This window comes from Kitasatospora sp. NPDC048540 (genome assembly GCF_040651175.1).
GTDB lineage: Bacteria > Actinomycetota > Actinomycetes > Streptomycetales > Streptomycetaceae > Kitasatospora.
In genome coordinates this window covers 48,226-63,909 of sequence record NZ_JBEZIR010000032.1, presented here as the reverse complement: position 1 = coordinate 63,909, position 15,684 = coordinate 48,226, and the positions used below count along the sequence as shown (strand labels likewise).

The window sequence follows — 15,684 nt, the reverse complement described above, 5'->3', positions numbered from 1 at the left end:
GCTACGGGCGGTCGGCGGGGACGGCCAGGTAGGCCGCGCGCAGCCGGTCGAGCACCGGGTGGGCCGGGTCGAACCGGTGGCCGTCGACGGCGGCGATCGGGCGGACCCCGAAGCCCGCGTTGACGGCGAACGCCGCGGTGAACCGGCCCAGTCCGGCCGCGGACACCCGCTCCCGCCGCTGCGGACCGTCGTACGCCCCGGCGAGCAGCGCCGCGGTGACACCGGGCAGGCAGTCGGCGTCCGGCCAGACCAGGTCCCGGCCGTCGTGGAAGCCGACGTTCCAGGTGGTGCCCTCGGAGACGGCCGCGTCCGGCCCGGTCAGCAGGGCGTCGTCGAAACCGGCGAGCTGGGCCAGCCGCCGCTGGTGCAGCAGGCCGAACAGTCCGGTGTGCTTGACCTCGGGCAGCTCCCGTCGGTGTTCGACGGTGCGGACCCGCAGCGGCGCCGCTGCGGCCGCCGCCGCGGGCCGGGTGGTGACCAGCAGGTGGGGAGTGGCGTCGGCGCCCGGCCGCTCCAGGGCGAGCCCGGGGTCGAACACGGTGACCCGGACGGTGACGGGCTCCTCGGTGCGGGCCGCCACGGCGCGCAGCCGGTCCCGGACCCGAGCGGGGTCGAGCTCCGCGCCGAACACCACCCGGCAGTCCCGGACCAGCCGGGCGAGGTGCAGGTCCAGGCCGCGGATCCGTCCGTCCGCCAGCCGTAGCGTGGTGAAGTGGCCGTAGCCGGTCAGTGCCAGCGCCGCGAGGTCCGCCGCCCGGGCGGGCCCGCCGTTCAGCTCGATCATGCGGGCCAGTGTGCCAGCCGCGGCCCGGCCCGGGGCGCCGGCCACGGTCGTCGGCCCTGCTCCGGCGGTCGCGGTGGCCGCCGGGCCGGTCAGTTGACGACCGAGAAGCTGAGCCAGCGGTCCGAGCTGTCCTCGATCGAGGTGTCGGTGGCCAGGTAGAAGGTGGCGGCGTCCTTGGGGTCGGTGCAGTCCGGGCCGTGGTGCAGCACGATGTCGACCAGGGTCCGGTTGATCACCGAGGTGACGCCCTGCCCGGCGAAGCCCTGGCAGTTGCTGTTGAACGGACCGCTGAGCTTCACGACCGTCGTGCCGTCGCTCGCCGTGATGGTGCCGACCGGGGGGTCCGCGCAGCCGGCCAGGGCGATCGAGAGCGTGGCTGCGCCGACGAGGGCGGTGAGCGACCTGGGAACGGCCATGGCGAAGACTCCAATGCCGGTGTGAGGATTCGGTGGGCAACGGCTCGAAACATATCGTGCCGACCGGTAGATCCACAGCCGGAACGGGAGTTATGGGGCGCGCGTCGGGAATTGACCTGATGATCCGTCAAATCATCCCGGCGGCAACGGGTCCGACGGCATCGCCGCCCTCACCCGGGCGGCCGTTCCGGCCGCGTGCGCCTCGTCCCGGTAGCGGGTGCGGGGCCAGAAGAAGCCCCGCAGCCCGTCCTTGGGGTTGCGGGGCACCACGTGGAAGTGGAGGTGCGGCACGGACTGGCTGATCCGGTTGTTGGCGGCGACGAAGCTGCCCGCCGCCGCCATCCCCGCCTCCACGGCCCCGGCGACCCGCTGGACCCGGGCGAAGAACGGGCCGACCAGCGCCGGGGGCAGGTCGGACAGCGTCTCGACGTGGTCCCGGGGCACCACCAGCACATGACCGGGGAAGAGCGGGCGGTGGTCCAGGAAGGCCACCGCCACCTCGTCCGCCAGCACCCGGTGGACCGGCGCCGTGCCGGCCACGGCCGCGCAGAAGATGCACTCCACCCCGCGATTGTCCCCCGGCCGGCCGGTCAGCCCCGCCAGGCGGGGCCGGTGACCAGCGCGGTCAGCTGATCGGTGGTCAGCGCCGGGGTGCCGGGGACGGCGTCCCAGACCTTCGCACCGATCCACTCGTTGACCTGGACCATGGTGCCGTCCGGGTGCAGCGCCTCCACGCTCCAGTGCAGGGCCGGCTCCGGGCTGCCCTTGCTCGCCCCGGTCACCCGGACGATCACCAGGGTGCCGTCCGCGGCGGTGCTGAGGGTGCCGCTGTCGGCGAACCCCCGGAAGAACGTCTTCGGGTCGTCCTGGTCCTCCTCGCGCCAGTGCGGGGTGACGGTGACCGCCAGCGTGCTTTCGCGGCCCTGCGAGGTGACCGGGAAGTGGGCCGTGCCCTCGCTCTCCTGGGTACCGCCGTCCCCGGCCGTCACCCCCGCGGGCAGCAGCGCCGTCGCCTTGGCCAGTACCTCGGCCGAGGCCGGCGGCCGGGCCGGTGCCCGGGTGACCGGCGCCGTCGGCCGGGGTGTCGCCGGGCCGGTGAACTCCTCGAACACCGGGTCCCAGAGCCTGCTGGTCACCAGTGCGGCGAGCTGCTCGTCGTTGAGCGGCGGGGCGTCCCGGGTGAGCGGCAGGCCCGCGTTGCGGGAGTTGGTCTCGTCCACCCGGATCTGGTGGCCGTCGGCGCCGGTGTAGACCGCCATCCAGGTCCGTACGTCGTACTGGTCCCGCGGGTGGAGCTTCTGGATCAGCAGCACCGAGCCGTCCGGCCGCGGGGTGCGGGTGCAGGCCTCGACCGGCGAGGAGAAACTGTCCCAGCACTCGGTGCCGTTGGTCTTCGTGGTGATCGGCAGCGCCACCCGGTCGGTGGTCAGGGTGACCATGGCTGAGCCCCGGCCGTCGTCGAAAACGACCGACACCAGCGGGCCGGCGCCGGGCGCCTGCACCTCGCCGAGGCCGAAGGCCCGGCTCTCCTGCACCTCCCCGGTGGGCAGCAGCGCCCGGATGGTCCGGTCCATGAAGGGCCCGGTGATCCGGTCGGACCGGTGGCCGCCGGAGGGCGTGGTCTTCAGGCCCGGGAGGTGGGCCCCGGCCACGGTCAGTCCGGCCAGGACCACCGCGGCCAGCGAGGACGTCACCAGGACGGCGCGCCGGCGCTGCCTGCGCAGGTGGCCGATCCGGGCCGCGGAACGGGCCAGCGCGACGGCCGGCGGGTCGGGTGAGAGCTCCGCGGCGTCCCGCAGGGCATGGCTGAAGTCTTCCTCGAAGGTCATGGCTGATCCCCTGTCACGGGTCGGGCTGGTCAGTGGTCCGGGCCGGGGGCGCCGGGGTGCGGTCAGGAGCCGGCGAGCTCACCGAGCTCGTCCCCGAGCGCGGCTCGCATCCGGGCCAGCGCCCGGCTGCTGCGCGAGCGCACCGCGGTCGGGCCGAGCCGCAGGGCCGCCGCGGTCTCCTCCACGCTGCGGTCCTCCCAGTAGCGCAGCACCAGCACCGCGCGGTCCGGCGCCGACAGTTCGGCCAGCGCCCGCAGCAGTGTCAGCCGCAGCGCCGGATCCTCGGGGGCAGTCGCCACCTCGGCGAACCGGTCGGTGACGTGCTCGGTGCTGCTGCGCCGCCGCCGGTGCGACAGGAAGGTGTTCACCAGCGCGGTCTGGGCGTAGGCGGCCGGGTTGTCGAGCGCGGCTATCCGCCGCCACCTGAGGTAGATCCGCGCCAGCGTCTCCTGGACCAGGTCCTCGGCCAGGTAGCCGTCCCCGCCGGTGAGCAGGAAGGCGGTTCGGATCAGATGTCGTCCCCGTGCCGCAGCGAACTCAAGGAAGTCCGGCTGCTGCTCCGGCGGCGCCGAACTCGTCGTCGTTGTGCGGTCCATGTCCCTTCAACGCTCCGGGGGCCCGGTTCTGTGGCAGCCGGGGCCGGATCCGGTCCCGGCCCCGGCCGACGGACCCTCACCTTGCCGGACGTCAGCGCGGGCGTCGGGCCCGGGCCGGTGTGAGGATGCGAGCGTGACCACCACCAGCGAGAGCGCCCCGGCCGCGCCGGAGGCGGCGCCGCCCGTGCTCGACAAGCGGCAGCGCAACATCGTCTTCGGCACCATCGTGCTCGGCATGCTGCTGGCGGCCCTGGACCAGACCATCGTCGGCACCGCGCTGCCCACCATCGTGGCCGACCTCGGCGGCGCGGCGCACATGTCCTGGGTGGTCACCGCCTACCTGCTGGCGGAGACCGTCACCACCGCGCTGGTCGGCAAGTTCGGGGACCTGTTCGGCCGCAAGGTGGTCTTCCAGGTCTCCGCGATCGTCTTCATCACCGGCTCGTTCTTCTGCGGCCTCGCGACCAACATGTCGCTGCTGATCGGCTGGCGGGCGCTGCAGGGCGTCGGTGCGGGCGGTCTGATGGTCACCGCGATGGCCCTGATCGCGGACGTCATCCCGCTGCGCGAGCGGGGCAAGTACCAGGGCGCGATCGGCGCGGTCTTCGGCGTCGCCACGGTGATCGGCCCGCTCCTCGGCGGCCTGTTCACGGACCACCTGACCTGGCGCTGGGCGTTCTACGTCAATGTGCCGATCGCGATCGTGGTGGTGATCGCCGCCGCGCGGAACATCCCGTCGCTGCGTTCGGTGGCCCGCCCGGTGATCGACTACCTGGGCATCGCGCTGGTGGCGGTCGGCGCCAGCTCCCTGATCCTGGCGACCAGCTGGGGCGGGAACGAGTACGCCTGGGGCTCGGCCGCCATCATCGGACTGTTCGTCCTCGGGGTACTGGCCCTGGCGCTGTTCTGCCTGGTGGAGACCCGGGCCGCCGAGCCGATGCTGCCGATGCGGCTGTTCGGCAACCCGGTCTTCACGGTCTGCTCGGTGCTCAGCTTCATCGTCGGTTTCGCGATGCTCGGCGCGATGACCTTCCTGCCCACCTACCTGCAGTACGTGGACGGCGACTCCGCCACCGTCTCCGGGGTGCGGACCCTGCCGATGGTCTTCGGCCTGCTGATCGCCTCGGTGTTCAGCGGCAACGTGGTGTCCAGGACCGGCCGCTACCGGATCTTCCCGATCGTCGGCTCGCTGGTGATGGCGGCGGGCCTGTACCTGCTGTCGCTGATGGGGCCGGACACCGGCAGCGGGCTGGAGTCGCTGTACATGTTCGTCCTCGGCACCGGCATCGGCCTGTGCATGCAGGTGCTGACCATCGCGGTGCAGAACACCGTCGACTACGCGGACCTCGGCACCGCCACCTCCGGTGTCACCTTCTTCCGGACCCTGGGCAGCTCGTTCGGCACCGCGGTCTTCGGCACCATCTACACCAACAGCCTGCGGACCAACCTCGCGGACGGCGTCACCACCGCGGCCACCCTCGGCGGCGACCCGGCGGAGCTGACCCGGGCCGCGCAGAGCCCCGAGGGTCTGCACGCGCTGCCGCCCGAGCTGGCGGCGCCGATCATCGACGCGTACGCGGACACCCTGCACACCGTCTTCCTGTGGACGGTCCCGGTCGCGCTGCTGGGCTTCGTGGTGGCGCTCTTCCTCAAGCAGGTCAAGCTCCGCGACTCGGCCCGGGCCACCTCCACCGACCTGGGCGAGGGCTTCGGCTCGCCGACCGGCGGCGACTCCGCCCGGCTGCTGGAACTGTCCGTCGGCAACATCCTGCGCCGCACCGACCTGGACACCGCGCGGCGGATCCTGCGCACCTCCGACTCCCACCTGGACATCGCCGGGGCGTGGGCGGTGATGCAGGTCGAGCTGTTCACCCGGACCGTCGGGCACGCCAACCTCAACCTGATCGCGGCCCGTCGCAAGCTCCCGCCGGAGGTGCTGGAGCCGGCCTTCGAACGGATGGTGACGGGCGGCTACCTCAGCCGGGCCGGCACCTTCTACTCCCACACCGGGTCCGGCCGGCAGGAGGCCGACGCCCTCAACCGCGCCTGGGCCGGCTGGCTCAACGAGCAGCTGGAGAAGGACCGGGGCCGGCCGCGCAGCGCCGAACTGCGGGCCGCGGTGGACACCATCTCCAAGCGGCTGATCGTCGAGGAGCTGCTGGAGGGGATCCCGGAGCACCAGCGGCCCGCCGTGGTCGGAGCGGCCGCCGACGGGAAATCCGGCTGAGCTGCCGGTCCACCCTCAGGTAAGGTTCTCTCAGTCGATTGGGCTATTACCTGGGGGTGTCGTGGTGGAGCTGGAGCACGCCGGTGTACCGGAGCTGGTCCGTGCCTGGGTGGCCGGCTGGACGGTGTCGCGGGGCACGCCGTCGGCGGTGGAGGAGCCGTGGGGCCTGCGGGTCGACGTCGGGCTGCCGGACCACGTGGTGCGCCACGTACTGCCGGACGCCGACGAGGTGACCGTCCGCAAGGTCGCCGGCACCGTCACCGCCCCCGGCACCTGGCTCAAGGCGTTCGTCGAGCCGGAGCTGATGGCCGGCTGGCTCGGTGCCGGCTGGACCAACGACGCCCCCGGCTTCCTGATGGCCACCGAGCTGCGCCGGGGCACCCCCCGCACCCCCGACGGGTACACCCTGACCAGCGACACCACGGCCGGGGTCACCCGGATCCGGGTGCTCGCCGCCGACGGCTCGCTCGCCGCCCGGGGACAGTGCGCGCCGGTCGGCGGCGTCTCGGTGGTCGACCAGATCGAGACCGCCGCCGGACACCGCCGGCGCGGCCTCGGCAGCCTGGTGATGGGGGCCCTCGCCGACGCGGCGCTCGACCGGGGCGCCGGCACCGGCCTGCTCGGCGGCAGCACCGAGGGCCGCGCCCTGTACGAGACGCTCGGCTGGCGCACCCACGCCCCGCTCGCGAGCTTCGTCAACCGGGCCGCCGCGGGGCCCGCCGCGGACTGAGCCCGGGAGGGCCGGGGTCGGGAGGGCCGGGGTCGGGAACGGCCGCCCGGCCGGTACGGCGTGAGGGGCGGTCAGCTGCGCAGTGCGGCCGCCGCGGCGCCGACCAGGCCCGCGTCCGTGCCCAGCCGGGCCCGGTGGACCCGGATGCCACGGGCGAACGGCAGCGCGGCGAAGGTGTCCAGGTGCCGGGCGAGCGGGTCGAACAGCACCGGGCCGGCCTGGGCCACCCCGCCGCCGATCACCACCGCCTCGATCTCCACCAGGGTGGCCGTCGCGGCGATCGCGGCGGCCAGCGCCCGCGCGGACCGGTCGAAGGCGGCCAGCGCCACCTCGTCCCCGCCCTTCGCTGCCTCGGCGACCGCCGCCGCCGTGGCGTCCTCGCCCAGCGCCCGCCAGCCGTGCGCCAGCGCGTACCGGGCGATGGCGGTGCCGCTGGCCAGACCCTCCACGCAGCCGACGCCGCCGCACGGGCAGGGGTCGCCGTCCAGGTCGACGCTGATGTGGCCGATGTGCCCGGCGTTGCCGGTCGGCCCCGCGTGCACCCGGCCGTCCAGGATCAGGCCGCCGCCGACGCCGGTCGACACCACCATGCACAGCGCGCTGCGGTGACCGGCGGCGGCGCCCTGCCAGTACTCGGCCTCGGCGATGGCGACGCCGTCACCGATCAGGGTGACCGGCACGTCGACCGCGCGGTGCGCGGCTACCCGGGCGGTCAGCGGGAAGCCCCGCCAGGCGGGGATGTTGACCGGGCTGACGGTGCCCGCGGCGGCGTCCACCGGCCCGGCGCTGCCGATGCCGACCGCGCCCACCTCGGGCCAGCGGGGATCCGCCGCCAGCTCGTCGACCAGACCCAGGACGGTGTCCAGCACCACCCCGGCCGCGGCCCGCGCCGGGGTCGGGCGCTGGATCCGGGCGGTCAGCGTGCCGTCCTGGTCCACCAGCGCGGCCGCGATCTTCGTCCCGCCGACGTCCACGGCCGCCACCAGCCGCTTCGCCTCGCCACCCGCCACCGTCGCCACCTTCCGTACCGGACCCGGCCCCGGGCCACCGGCCCGCCAGGCTACCGCGCGGGCGCGCCCGGGGCGCCCCCGGCCGGTGCCGGGCGGCGGCCCGCGGCGGTCAGAGCCGGACCAGTCCCGCCTCGGTCGGGTCGAAGCCGCAGGCCTCGACGTAGAACGGCCGCAGCCGCTCCTCGAAGTCGACGTGCAGCCACTCGCACCCCGCCGCCCGGGCCCCCGCGACGGCTGCCGCGACCAGCTCCCGGCCCACCCCCGTACGGTGCCGGGCGCCGGCCACCACGGTGTCCAGCAGGAAGGCGTGCAGCCCGCCGTCCCAGGCCACGTTCACGAACCCGACGAGGTCGCCCGACTGCCGGGCGCAGACCCAGCCCAGGCTGTGCCGGTGCAGCCGCGCCGACCAGCCGATCTCCAGCACGGGATGGCCGAAGCCCTCGGCGTGCAGCAGGTTGAGCTCGTCGTCGGTGAACGGTCCGCGCCACGCACAGCTGATCGTCATATCAGTCATGCCGGGCAGCCTAGGGGCCGGTGCCGGGCGGGCGAGCGGGCGGTGTCGGTCCCCGGTGGCAGACTCCCGCGCATGACGAGTACCACCATGACGCTCGACCGCTGGCGGTCCGCGACGGACGACCGGGCCCGGGTGCACGCGGCCGCGGTGGCCGCCCGGGTCGGGGCGCCGCAGTGGACCCTCGAACGGTCCGAGGCCGGTCCGGTGGCCCTGTTCCGGCTGGGCGGGCGGGAGTTCGCCCTGGTGCCGGGCGGCCCGGCCGAGCTGGGGGTCGACCCGGCGGCCTTCCGTCCGACCGCCGAGCAGGCGGCCTCGTACGCGCGGAGCGTCGAGGAGTTCGGCTTCCCCGCCGACCTCGCCGCCCACCTGGCACGGGTGCTGGCCCCGCGGCGCTCGGTGCTGCTGCCGTCCTTCCTGATGAGCGTCGAACCGGCCGAGGCCGACGGGGAGCGGGGGTGGGACGACGGCGTACGGCTGCCCACCCCCGACGAGTGGGAGTACGCCTGCGGGGCGGGCGCCCGCACCCTGTTCCGGTGGGGCGACGGGCATCCGGCGACGGCGGACCCGTTCAGCGCGCCCGACGGTCCGCACCTGCGGGCCAACGCCTTCGGCCTGCGGATCGCCCGGGACCCGTACCGGCCGGAGCTGACCTCGGAGCCGGGCGTCGTGTGCGGCGGTGACGGCGGCGAGGCCACCTGCGGCGGCTACGGATCCTTCCTGGCCTGGCTCCCGCTCGCGCCCGCCTTCCGTGACCCGGGCCTCGCCGAACTCCTGGACGAGGAGGACTTCCTCGGCCGCGCGGTGATCGACCTGCGGTGATCGATCCACGGTGACCGACCGGCGCCGACCGGCCTCCGGCGGGGTGCCGGTGCGGGCCGTTCAGTCGTCGATGGCCTGGTAGGCGAGGGTGCGGAAGTCGCGGACCAGCTCGGGCGGTTCGGGGCTGGCCCAGGCACGCTGGGTGAGCAGCAGCAGGGTCAGCTCCTCACGCGGGTCGGCGGTCCAGCAGGTGCCGAGGCCGCCGTCCCAGCCGAACGAGCCGACCGAGCGGGCGAGGTCGGTGCGCACGGTGGTGACACCCATCCCGAATCCCCAGCCGAAGTCGTCGAACTGGCCGGGGAACAGCCCGGAGGCGTCCTTCTGGGCGGGGGTCAGCTGGTCGGTCGTCATCAGTTCAACGGCTGGCCGGGACAGTACCCGGCGCCCGGCGTACCGGCCGAGGCCCAGCAGCATCCGGCTGAAGGCGAGGTAGTCGTCGGCGGTGGACACCAGCCCGGCGCCGCCGCCGGGGAAGGCCGGTGGCCGGCTCCAACTACCGTCCGCAGGAGGGTCGTACGGGATCAGCGCGCCGTCGGCGGGGTTGCTCAGGTAGCTGGTGGTGAAGCGGTCGAGCTTGGCGGCGGGGACGCTGAAGGAGGTGTCGCGCATGCCCAGCGGCTCGAAGATCCGCTCGTGCATGAACTCCTCCAGCGGCCGGCCGGCGGCGCGGGCGACCAGGACCCCGGTCACCTCCGCGCCGGTGTGGTACATCCAGCGCTCGCCGGGCTGGTGGAACAGCGGGAGGGTGGCGAGCCTGCGCAGCCACTCGTCCGGCTCCGGGTCCTTGGCCGGGTCCGGCGGGCCGATGTGCAGGCCGGTGTCGGCGACCGCCTGCTGAACGGGGTAGGTGCCCGGCGGGGCCATCAGTGCGCCGTAGCCGAGCCGGAAGGTCAGCAGATCGCGCAGGGTGATCGGCCGCAGGGCGGGCACGGTGTCCTCGACCGGGCCGTCCAGTGCGCGCAGCACCCGGCGGTCGGCGAGTTCGGGCAGCAGGGCGTCGACCGGGTCGTCCAGCCGCAGCCGGCCCTCCTTGACCAGGATCATCGCGGCGGTGGCGGTGACCGGTTTGGTCATCGAGGAGATCCGGAAGATGCTGTCGCGCCGCATCGGTTCGCCGCCGCCGGCCGCCAGGGTGCCGTGCACCTCGATGTGCACGTGTCCGCGCCGCTGCACCACCGCCACCAGCCCGGGCACCTCGCCGCGCTCCACGTAGCCGGCCAGCACCTGGCGCAGCCGGGCGAGCCGCGCCTCCGACAGCCCGCCGTCGCTCACATCACTCATCCGTCGCTCACTCCTCAGGTGGTCACCTCGGGGAGTGTCGCCGCTACGGGTGCGGGTCATGCGGCGCGCCGCGGGACGTCACCCGGCTGCGCGGGGACGCGGGGGGTCAGCGGAACGAGAACCCTTCGATCTCCGCGCACGCCGTGGCGCTCGGGCAGCGCGCGAACAGGTAGACGTTGTGCAGCCCGGTGACCGCCCGGGTCAGCCGGGTCTCGGGCGCGGCGGGGCGGGCCGCGGCGACCGGTGGCGTACCGGGGTCGTCCAGCCGTACCAGGATCTCGGCGGACTCCGCCCCGCGCGGGTCGAACCGGATCCTCACGAAGGTCTTCGGGGTGGCGCCGAAGTCCACGTTGTCGAACCGGAGCCAGCCGGCCGGGGTCAGCGCCCGGCCGGTCGCGGAGATCGGCGCGGTGCCCTCCGCGGCGGCGAAGGCGGAGGCGGGGATCAGGGTGGTCGCGGGGGTGGTGACCCCCGGCCGTGACGGGAGGAGGCGTGCCGCGGCGGACGGCGGCGGCCCGGCCGCCGCCGGTGCCGCGGGCGGTGGGCCGCCGAACCCGGCGGCCAGCGCGGCCACCAGCGCGAGGACGGACCCGGCGGCGAGCTCGGTCTTCGACCGCCGGTGCGCGTCCGGGAGCCGGAAGGTCCGGCGGGCGGGCGCGGGCCGGCCCTCCTGCGCGTCGGGCGCGGCCGCCGCGGCCTCCTCGCGCCCGCGCTGCCGGGCCGCCTCGTCCCACCAGCCGAGCAGCCGCTCGGGCAGCTGGCGGCGCAGCCGGCCGGGGAGGTCGGCCAGGTCCAGTGCGGCGGCCCCGCAGAGCGGGCAGTCCGTCAGGTGAGCGGCCCCGGCGGGGTCGGGGGCGGGCCGACCGGGTCCCGTGGGCAGCGCGGTCAGGGCCGCCGTGCAGGCCGGGCGGTGGGCCACCGCCCGGCGGTGCAGGGCGGTGAAGGTGCTGCGGAGTCCGGCGAGCGCCCGGTCGGTGAGGTCACCGACCTGGTCGGGGTGGAGGCCGGTGATCGGGGCGGTGGCCCGCGGGTCCTCCTGCTCCACCACGCCGTGCCACAGGACGGTCTGCCAGGGGAGGGGGAGGATCCGGTACGCCTCGGTCAGCCGGTCGCTCCCGTCCAGCGGCCAGGCGCCGCCGGCCGCGGCCCAGCTGCGGAACCCCTCGGTGAGCGGGACCGCGTCCGGCTCCCGCCGCCACTCCTGGAGGGTGGCGGTCCGGGCGGTGGCGAGCAGCCGGACCCGCCACGGGCCGGCGCCGGGGTCGCCCCGGCGGACCGTCTGCCCGGCCCGGGTGAAGGTGAGTCCGGTCAGCCGGTCGGCCGTCGGAGGGTCCGCGACGCAGGTGCCGAGGTAGCCGCGGACGGCGGCCCGGTGGCGTTCGACGAGCTGCTGGTAGGCGGCGTCCCGGCCGTAGCCGGCCTCGCGGAGCAGGTCGGGGTCGGGTACGGCGGCGGGCCCCGGCCGGTCGGCGGGGCGCAGCAACGGTCGGTTCAGGCGGATCATGGCGGCTGTCCTCGGGCGGCTGGGCTCGGCAGGGGCGGCGGGACCGGCGTAGGCCCGTTGCCTGTGCAGGAGCACCGTGTGCCCCCGGACGTCCCGCTGCTTTGCCGAGTCTTTACCCGGGGATGTCGTTCCGCCGCCCGCCGAGGTCCCGGCCCGCGGCCAGCTCCAGCGGCGCGGTGGTGATGCCGAAGACCTGCCGCAGTGCCCGCCCGGCCGCGTGCAGTCCGGACATCCCGTGCACTCCGGGGCCCGGCGGGGCGGCGGCCGAGCACAGGTACAGGCCGGGCAGCGGTGTCGCGTACGGGTCCAGCGCGGGCACCGGGCGCAGCAGGGTCTGGCGCAGCGTCATGGCGCCCGCGCCGACGTCGCCGCCGACGTAGTTGGCGTTGTGGGTGGCCAGGTCGGCGGCGGTGGTGGTGCGGTGGGCGAGCACCAGGTCGCGGAAGCCGGGCGCGAAGCGCTCCACCTGGGCGGTCACCGTCCCGGCGAGGTCGGCCGTCGACCCGTGCGGCACGTGGGCGTAGCTGTACAGGGTGTGGTGTCCGGCGGGGGCGCGGCTGTCGTCGACCACGCCGGGCTGGACGGTCAGCACGTAGGGGTGCTCGGCGTGCCGGCCGGCGGCGATCTCGCGTTCGGCGGCGAGGGTCTGGGCCCTGGTGCCGGACAGGTGCAGGGTGCCGGCCCGGGCGCAGTCGGGGTCGCGCCAGGGGACCGGGCCGGCCAGCGCGAAGTCGACCCGGCAGACGCCCGCGCCGTAGCGGTAGCCGCGCAGCCTGCGGGCGTAGCGGTCGGGCAGCCGGCGTCCGGCGATCCGCAGCAGGCCGGCGGGGGAGGTGTCCAGCAGGACGGCGCGGGCGAGCGGGAGGTCGGTGAGGGCGCCGACCGGGTGGCCGGTGACGATCCGTCCGCCGCGCCGGGTGAGTTCGGCGGTCATCGCGTCCGTCACGGCCTGGCTGCCGCCGCGCGGGACGGGCCAGCCGACGGCGTGCGCGAGGGTGCCCAGCAGCAGGGCGGCCCCGGCGGGGGCGAGTTCGCGCGGCGGGCGCACGGCGTGGGCGGCGACCCCGGCGAGCAGCGCCCGGGCGGTCCCGCCGCGCAGCCGCGCCGACCAGGCGGGGGTGCCGAGCTCGGCGGTCCGCAGGGCCAGGCGCAGGGCGGTGAGCGGGTCGGCGGGCGGTCGGCGCCCGTCCGCCAGGACCGTGTCGACCAGCCCCTGCCAGCGTTCGACCAGCGGTCCGAACAGGGCCCGCCAGGCGGCGCCGTCCCGGCCGAGGCCGGCCGCGGTGCGGTCCAGGTCGCGCCAGGCCAGGCCGGCGGGGCCGTCGTCCAGGGGCTGGGCGTACGCGATCTCGGGCTGGAGCAGCTCGACCCGGCGGGCCAGTCCGAAGGCGCGGAAGAACGGTGAGGCGAGCGCCATCGGGTGGGCCACCGAGCACAGGTCGTGCCGGAAGCCCGGCAGGGTGGTCTCGGCGGTCCGGGCGCCGCCTCCGGCGGTGTCGGCGGCCTCGTGCACCTCGACCCGAAGTCCGGCGCCGGCCAGGACCAGCGCCGCCGCCAGGCCGTTCGGGCCGGACCCCACCACGACGGCGTCGACCTCGCCGTTGGACCGGTCACCGATCATGCCCGCCACCTCCGTGATCATGATGTCGGGCCCACTGTCTCAGGTCTGACGGACCGTCGCCGGGACGGGGGCGGCGTGCGCCGTCGCGGTGGCGCGGAAACGGCGGTAGGCCGCGAGGTCGAACCGTCCCGCGGACGGCGCGAGGACGGTGGCGGCGGACAGCGCGACCGCGTCGGGGAGCATCGCGGGCCAGCCGGCGCCGCCGAGCAGTCCGGCGGCGATGGCGGCCACCGCGGAGTCGCCCGCGCCGGTCGGGTTGCCGGTGACGACGACGGGCGGGGCGCACTGCCAGGCGCCCTCCTCGGAGAGCGCGTACAGCCCGCCCGGGCCGAGCGAGGCGACCACGGTACGGGCGCCGCGGGCCCGCAGCCCGGCCGCCGCGGCGGGGACGTCGGCCAGGCCGGTGGCCGCCCGCAGCTCGGCGGCGTTGGGCTTGACCACGGTCGGCCCGGCGGCCAGGGCGGCGGTCAGCGCGGGGCCGTCGGCGTCCAGGACGGTCGGTACGCCGTGCCGCCGGGCGAGGGCGACCAGGTCGGCGTAGGCGTCCTCGGGCATCCCGGGCGGCAGGCTGCCGGACAGCACCAGGACACCGGCCGCTGACAGCCGGGTGTCCACCTCGCGGCGCAGCGCCGTCCACTCGGCGCCGGTGATCCGGGGGCCGGGTTCGTTCAGCAGGGTGGCGTCCACCGGGTCGACCACGGCGACGGTCCGCCGGGTTCCGTCGGCGACCGGTACCGCCGCGAACGGGATCCCGGCCGCCGTCAGCCCGTCCCCGACGGCCGTGCCGGTCGGTCCGCCGAGCGGCAGCACGGTGAGCGTGGCGCGGCCGAGCGCGGTCAGCACCCGGGCGACGTTCACGCCCTTGCCGCCGGCCTGGGCGGCGACCTCCGACACCCGGTGGCTGGTGTGGGGCCGGAGCGCGGGGACGGTGTAGGTGAGGTCGAGGGCAGGGTTGGGCGTGACGATCAGGATCACGACTGCTGGCTCCCCAGTGACGTTTCATGCGCGATGCAGGGCGGTTTCGCGCACATTCAATCACCTACTTGAGAAGTCGCGACAGCCTCCGGTCGGCCAGCATCCGCCCGCCGGTCTGGCAGGTCGGGCAGTACTGCAGCGAGGAGTCGGCGAAGTTGACGGACCGCACGGTGTCCCCGCAGCGCGGGCAGCGCTCCCCGGCCCGCCCGTGCACGGCGAGGCCCGCCTTCTTCTCCGCCTTCAGCCCGTCCGCCCCCGCCACCGTCCGCGCCCGCTCCAGCGCCCCGCTCAGCACCTCCCGGATCCCCGCGTACAGCCGGCCCAGCTGCTCCCCGTCCAGCGAGGCGGCCAGCGCGTACGGGGACAGCCTGGCCGCGTGCAGGATCTCGTCCGAGTACGCGTTGCCGATGCCGGCCAGCACCGCCTGATCGGTCAGCAGCGTCTTCAGCCGCTTGCGGACGCCCGAGGTCAGCCCGGCCAGCACCTCGGCCGTGAACTCCCCGCCCAGCGGATCCACCCCCAGCCGGGCCACCCCCGGCACGGCCAGCGGATCCGTCACCACGTACGCGGCCAGCCGCTTGGTGGTGCCCTGCTCGGTCACCTCGAAGCCCGAACCGTCGTCCAGCACCAGCCGCAGCGCGAGCGGCCCGCGCCGGGACGGCGGGCGGTCCGGGAACGACCCGCGGTGCCGGATCCAGCCCGCCCGGGCCAGGTGCAGCACCAGGTGCAGACCGTCCGCCGTCGCCAGGTCGAGGAACTTGCCGTGCCGCCCCACGCCGGTGACGGCCTGTCCGTGCAGCGCGTGGGCGGGCGGGTCGAAGGTCTTCAGCACCTGCACCGAGAGGACGTCCATCCGGGTGAGGGTGCGGCCGGCGCAGTCCGCGGTCATGCGCTCGGCCAGGGCTTGGACTTCGGGCAGCTCCGGCACACCGCCAGTCTCGCCCGCCACCGGACCGGCGGCCACCGCGGCCCCGGGGGGGGGACGTATCGGACACCCGGGGGCGGCCGGGTAGGGTACCGCCGTCACAGTGACACTCAAGTGGAGGACAGCCAGATGGACATCGACACGGCCAAGGCGGTCTTCGCCCGGTTCGACATCGACGGTGACGGACACATCTCCCCGGAGGAGTACTCCAAGGTCATGGCGGAGATGGGCGACCCCTACATCACCGTGCCCAAGGCCCAGGCGCTCATCAGCGACGCCGACACCAGCCGGGACGGCCTGCTGTCCTTCGACGAGTTCTGGGCGATCCAGGCTCGCTGACGACGCGCGGCGCGGCCCCGGCACCGGCCACGGCACCGGGGCCCGCACCGCCGCCCTCCCGACCCCCGGCCTTCCGCCCCCGGCTTCCCGACCCCTTGCCTTCCCCTCACCCGG

16 protein-coding genes are annotated in these 15,684 nt (G+C 75.6%); 4 read left to right on the top strand and 12 right to left on the bottom strand.

The features are described 5' to 3' along the window. Nucleotide 1 precedes the first annotated feature (1 nt). The 5 genes from AB0D08_RS15615 to AB0D08_RS15595 form a co-directional block, all read right to left on the bottom strand. Nucleotides 2-784: an aminotransferase class IV gene (locus AB0D08_RS15615; RefSeq protein ID WP_359889112.1), complete on the bottom strand. Its 783-nt coding sequence runs from the start codon at nt 782-784 to the stop codon at nt 2-4. Between the two features lie 89 nt (nt 785-873). After that, nucleotides 874-1,200 carry a hypothetical protein gene (locus AB0D08_RS15610; RefSeq protein WP_033823346.1) on the bottom strand — a complete coding sequence of 109 codons (327 nt, stop codon included), beginning with the start codon at nt 1,198-1,200 and terminating at the stop codon, nt 874-876. A gap of 132 nt (nt 1,201-1,332) precedes the next feature. After that, the gene (locus tag AB0D08_RS15605; protein WP_359889109.1) at nt 1,333-1,764 is read right to left on the bottom strand and encodes an HIT family protein; all 432 of its coding nucleotides are present in this window, start codon (nt 1,762-1,764) and stop codon (nt 1,333-1,335) included. Between the two features lie 26 nt (nt 1,765-1,790). Beyond that, nucleotides 1,791-3,029 carry a hypothetical protein gene (locus AB0D08_RS15600; RefSeq protein WP_033823348.1) on the bottom strand — a complete coding sequence of 413 codons (1,239 nt, stop codon included), beginning with the start codon at nt 3,027-3,029 and terminating at the stop codon, nt 1,791-1,793. A gap of 62 nt (nt 3,030-3,091) precedes the next feature. After that, nucleotides 3,092-3,625, bottom strand: coding sequence for a SigE family RNA polymerase sigma factor (locus tag AB0D08_RS15595; RefSeq protein ID WP_033823349.1), 534 nt, complete (start codon nt 3,623-3,625; stop codon nt 3,092-3,094). A 133-nt stretch (nt 3,626-3,758) separates the two neighbouring features. Here AB0D08_RS15595 and AB0D08_RS15590 point away from each other — a divergent pair, with 133 nt between their 5' ends. Together AB0D08_RS15590 and AB0D08_RS15585 are read left to right on the top strand one after the other, a co-directional pair. Then, a complete protein-coding gene (locus AB0D08_RS15590; protein ID WP_359889106.1) occupies nt 3,759-5,852 on the top strand; it encodes an MDR family MFS transporter in 2,094 nt (697 codons plus the stop codon). Nucleotides 5,853-5,916: 64 nt separating this feature from the next. Next, a complete protein-coding gene (locus AB0D08_RS15585) occupies nt 5,917-6,582 on the top strand; it encodes a GNAT family N-acetyltransferase (RefSeq protein WP_359889104.1) in 666 nt (221 codons plus the stop codon). A gap of 71 nt (nt 6,583-6,653) precedes the next feature. Here AB0D08_RS15585 and AB0D08_RS15580 read toward each other — a convergent pair whose 3' ends face one another. Together AB0D08_RS15580 and AB0D08_RS15575 are read right to left on the bottom strand one after the other, a co-directional pair. After that, nucleotides 6,654-7,592, bottom strand: a complete 939-nt coding sequence (locus AB0D08_RS15580; protein ID WP_359889102.1) for an ROK family protein — start codon at nt 7,590-7,592, stop codon at nt 6,654-6,656. 109 nt (nt 7,593-7,701) lie between these two features. Then, complete coding sequence (locus tag AB0D08_RS15575; protein ID WP_359889133.1) at nt 7,702-8,097, bottom strand: GNAT family N-acetyltransferase; 396 nt, start codon at nt 8,095-8,097, stop codon at nt 7,702-7,704. 81 nt (nt 8,098-8,178) lie between these two features. Here AB0D08_RS15575 and AB0D08_RS15570 point away from each other — a divergent pair, with 81 nt between their 5' ends. After that, on the top strand, nt 8,179-8,925 hold the full coding sequence (locus tag AB0D08_RS15570; protein ID WP_033823790.1) for an SUMF1/EgtB/PvdO family nonheme iron enzyme: 747 nt from the start codon (nt 8,179-8,181) through the stop codon (nt 8,923-8,925). Between the two features lie 60 nt (nt 8,926-8,985). On the opposite strand, the gene AB0D08_RS15565 is transcribed toward AB0D08_RS15570, so the two are convergent. The 5 genes from AB0D08_RS15565 to AB0D08_RS15545 form a co-directional block, all read right to left on the bottom strand. Continuing rightward, a complete protein-coding gene (locus tag AB0D08_RS15565) occupies nt 8,986-10,206 on the bottom strand; it encodes a serine hydrolase domain-containing protein (RefSeq protein ID WP_359889099.1) in 1,221 nt (406 codons plus the stop codon). Between the two features lie 106 nt (nt 10,207-10,312). Beyond that, complete coding sequence (locus AB0D08_RS15560) at nt 10,313-11,710, bottom strand: hypothetical protein (protein ID WP_359889096.1); 1,398 nt, start codon at nt 11,708-11,710, stop codon at nt 10,313-10,315. A gap of 112 nt (nt 11,711-11,822) precedes the next feature. After that, a complete protein-coding gene (locus tag AB0D08_RS15555) occupies nt 11,823-13,331 on the bottom strand; it encodes an NAD(P)/FAD-dependent oxidoreductase (RefSeq protein ID WP_359889094.1) in 1,509 nt (502 codons plus the stop codon). A gap of 39 nt (nt 13,332-13,370) precedes the next feature. Next, nucleotides 13,371-14,306 (bottom strand): 1-phosphofructokinase family hexose kinase, encoded by a 936-nt coding sequence (locus tag AB0D08_RS15550; RefSeq protein WP_359889091.1) that lies wholly within the window; start codon nt 14,304-14,306, stop codon nt 13,371-13,373. A 64-nt stretch (nt 14,307-14,370) separates the two neighbouring features. Then, nucleotides 14,371-15,234: a DNA-formamidopyrimidine glycosylase family protein gene (locus tag AB0D08_RS15545; RefSeq protein WP_359889088.1), complete on the bottom strand. Its 864-nt coding sequence runs from the start codon at nt 15,232-15,234 to the stop codon at nt 14,371-14,373. Nucleotides 15,235-15,360: 126 nt separating this feature from the next. On the opposite strand from AB0D08_RS15545, the gene AB0D08_RS15540 reads away from it, so the two are divergent. After that, on the top strand, nt 15,361-15,570 hold the full coding sequence (locus AB0D08_RS15540; RefSeq protein WP_033818122.1) for an EF-hand domain-containing protein: 210 nt from the start codon (nt 15,361-15,363) through the stop codon (nt 15,568-15,570). Nucleotides 15,571-15,684 lie beyond the last annotated feature (114 nt).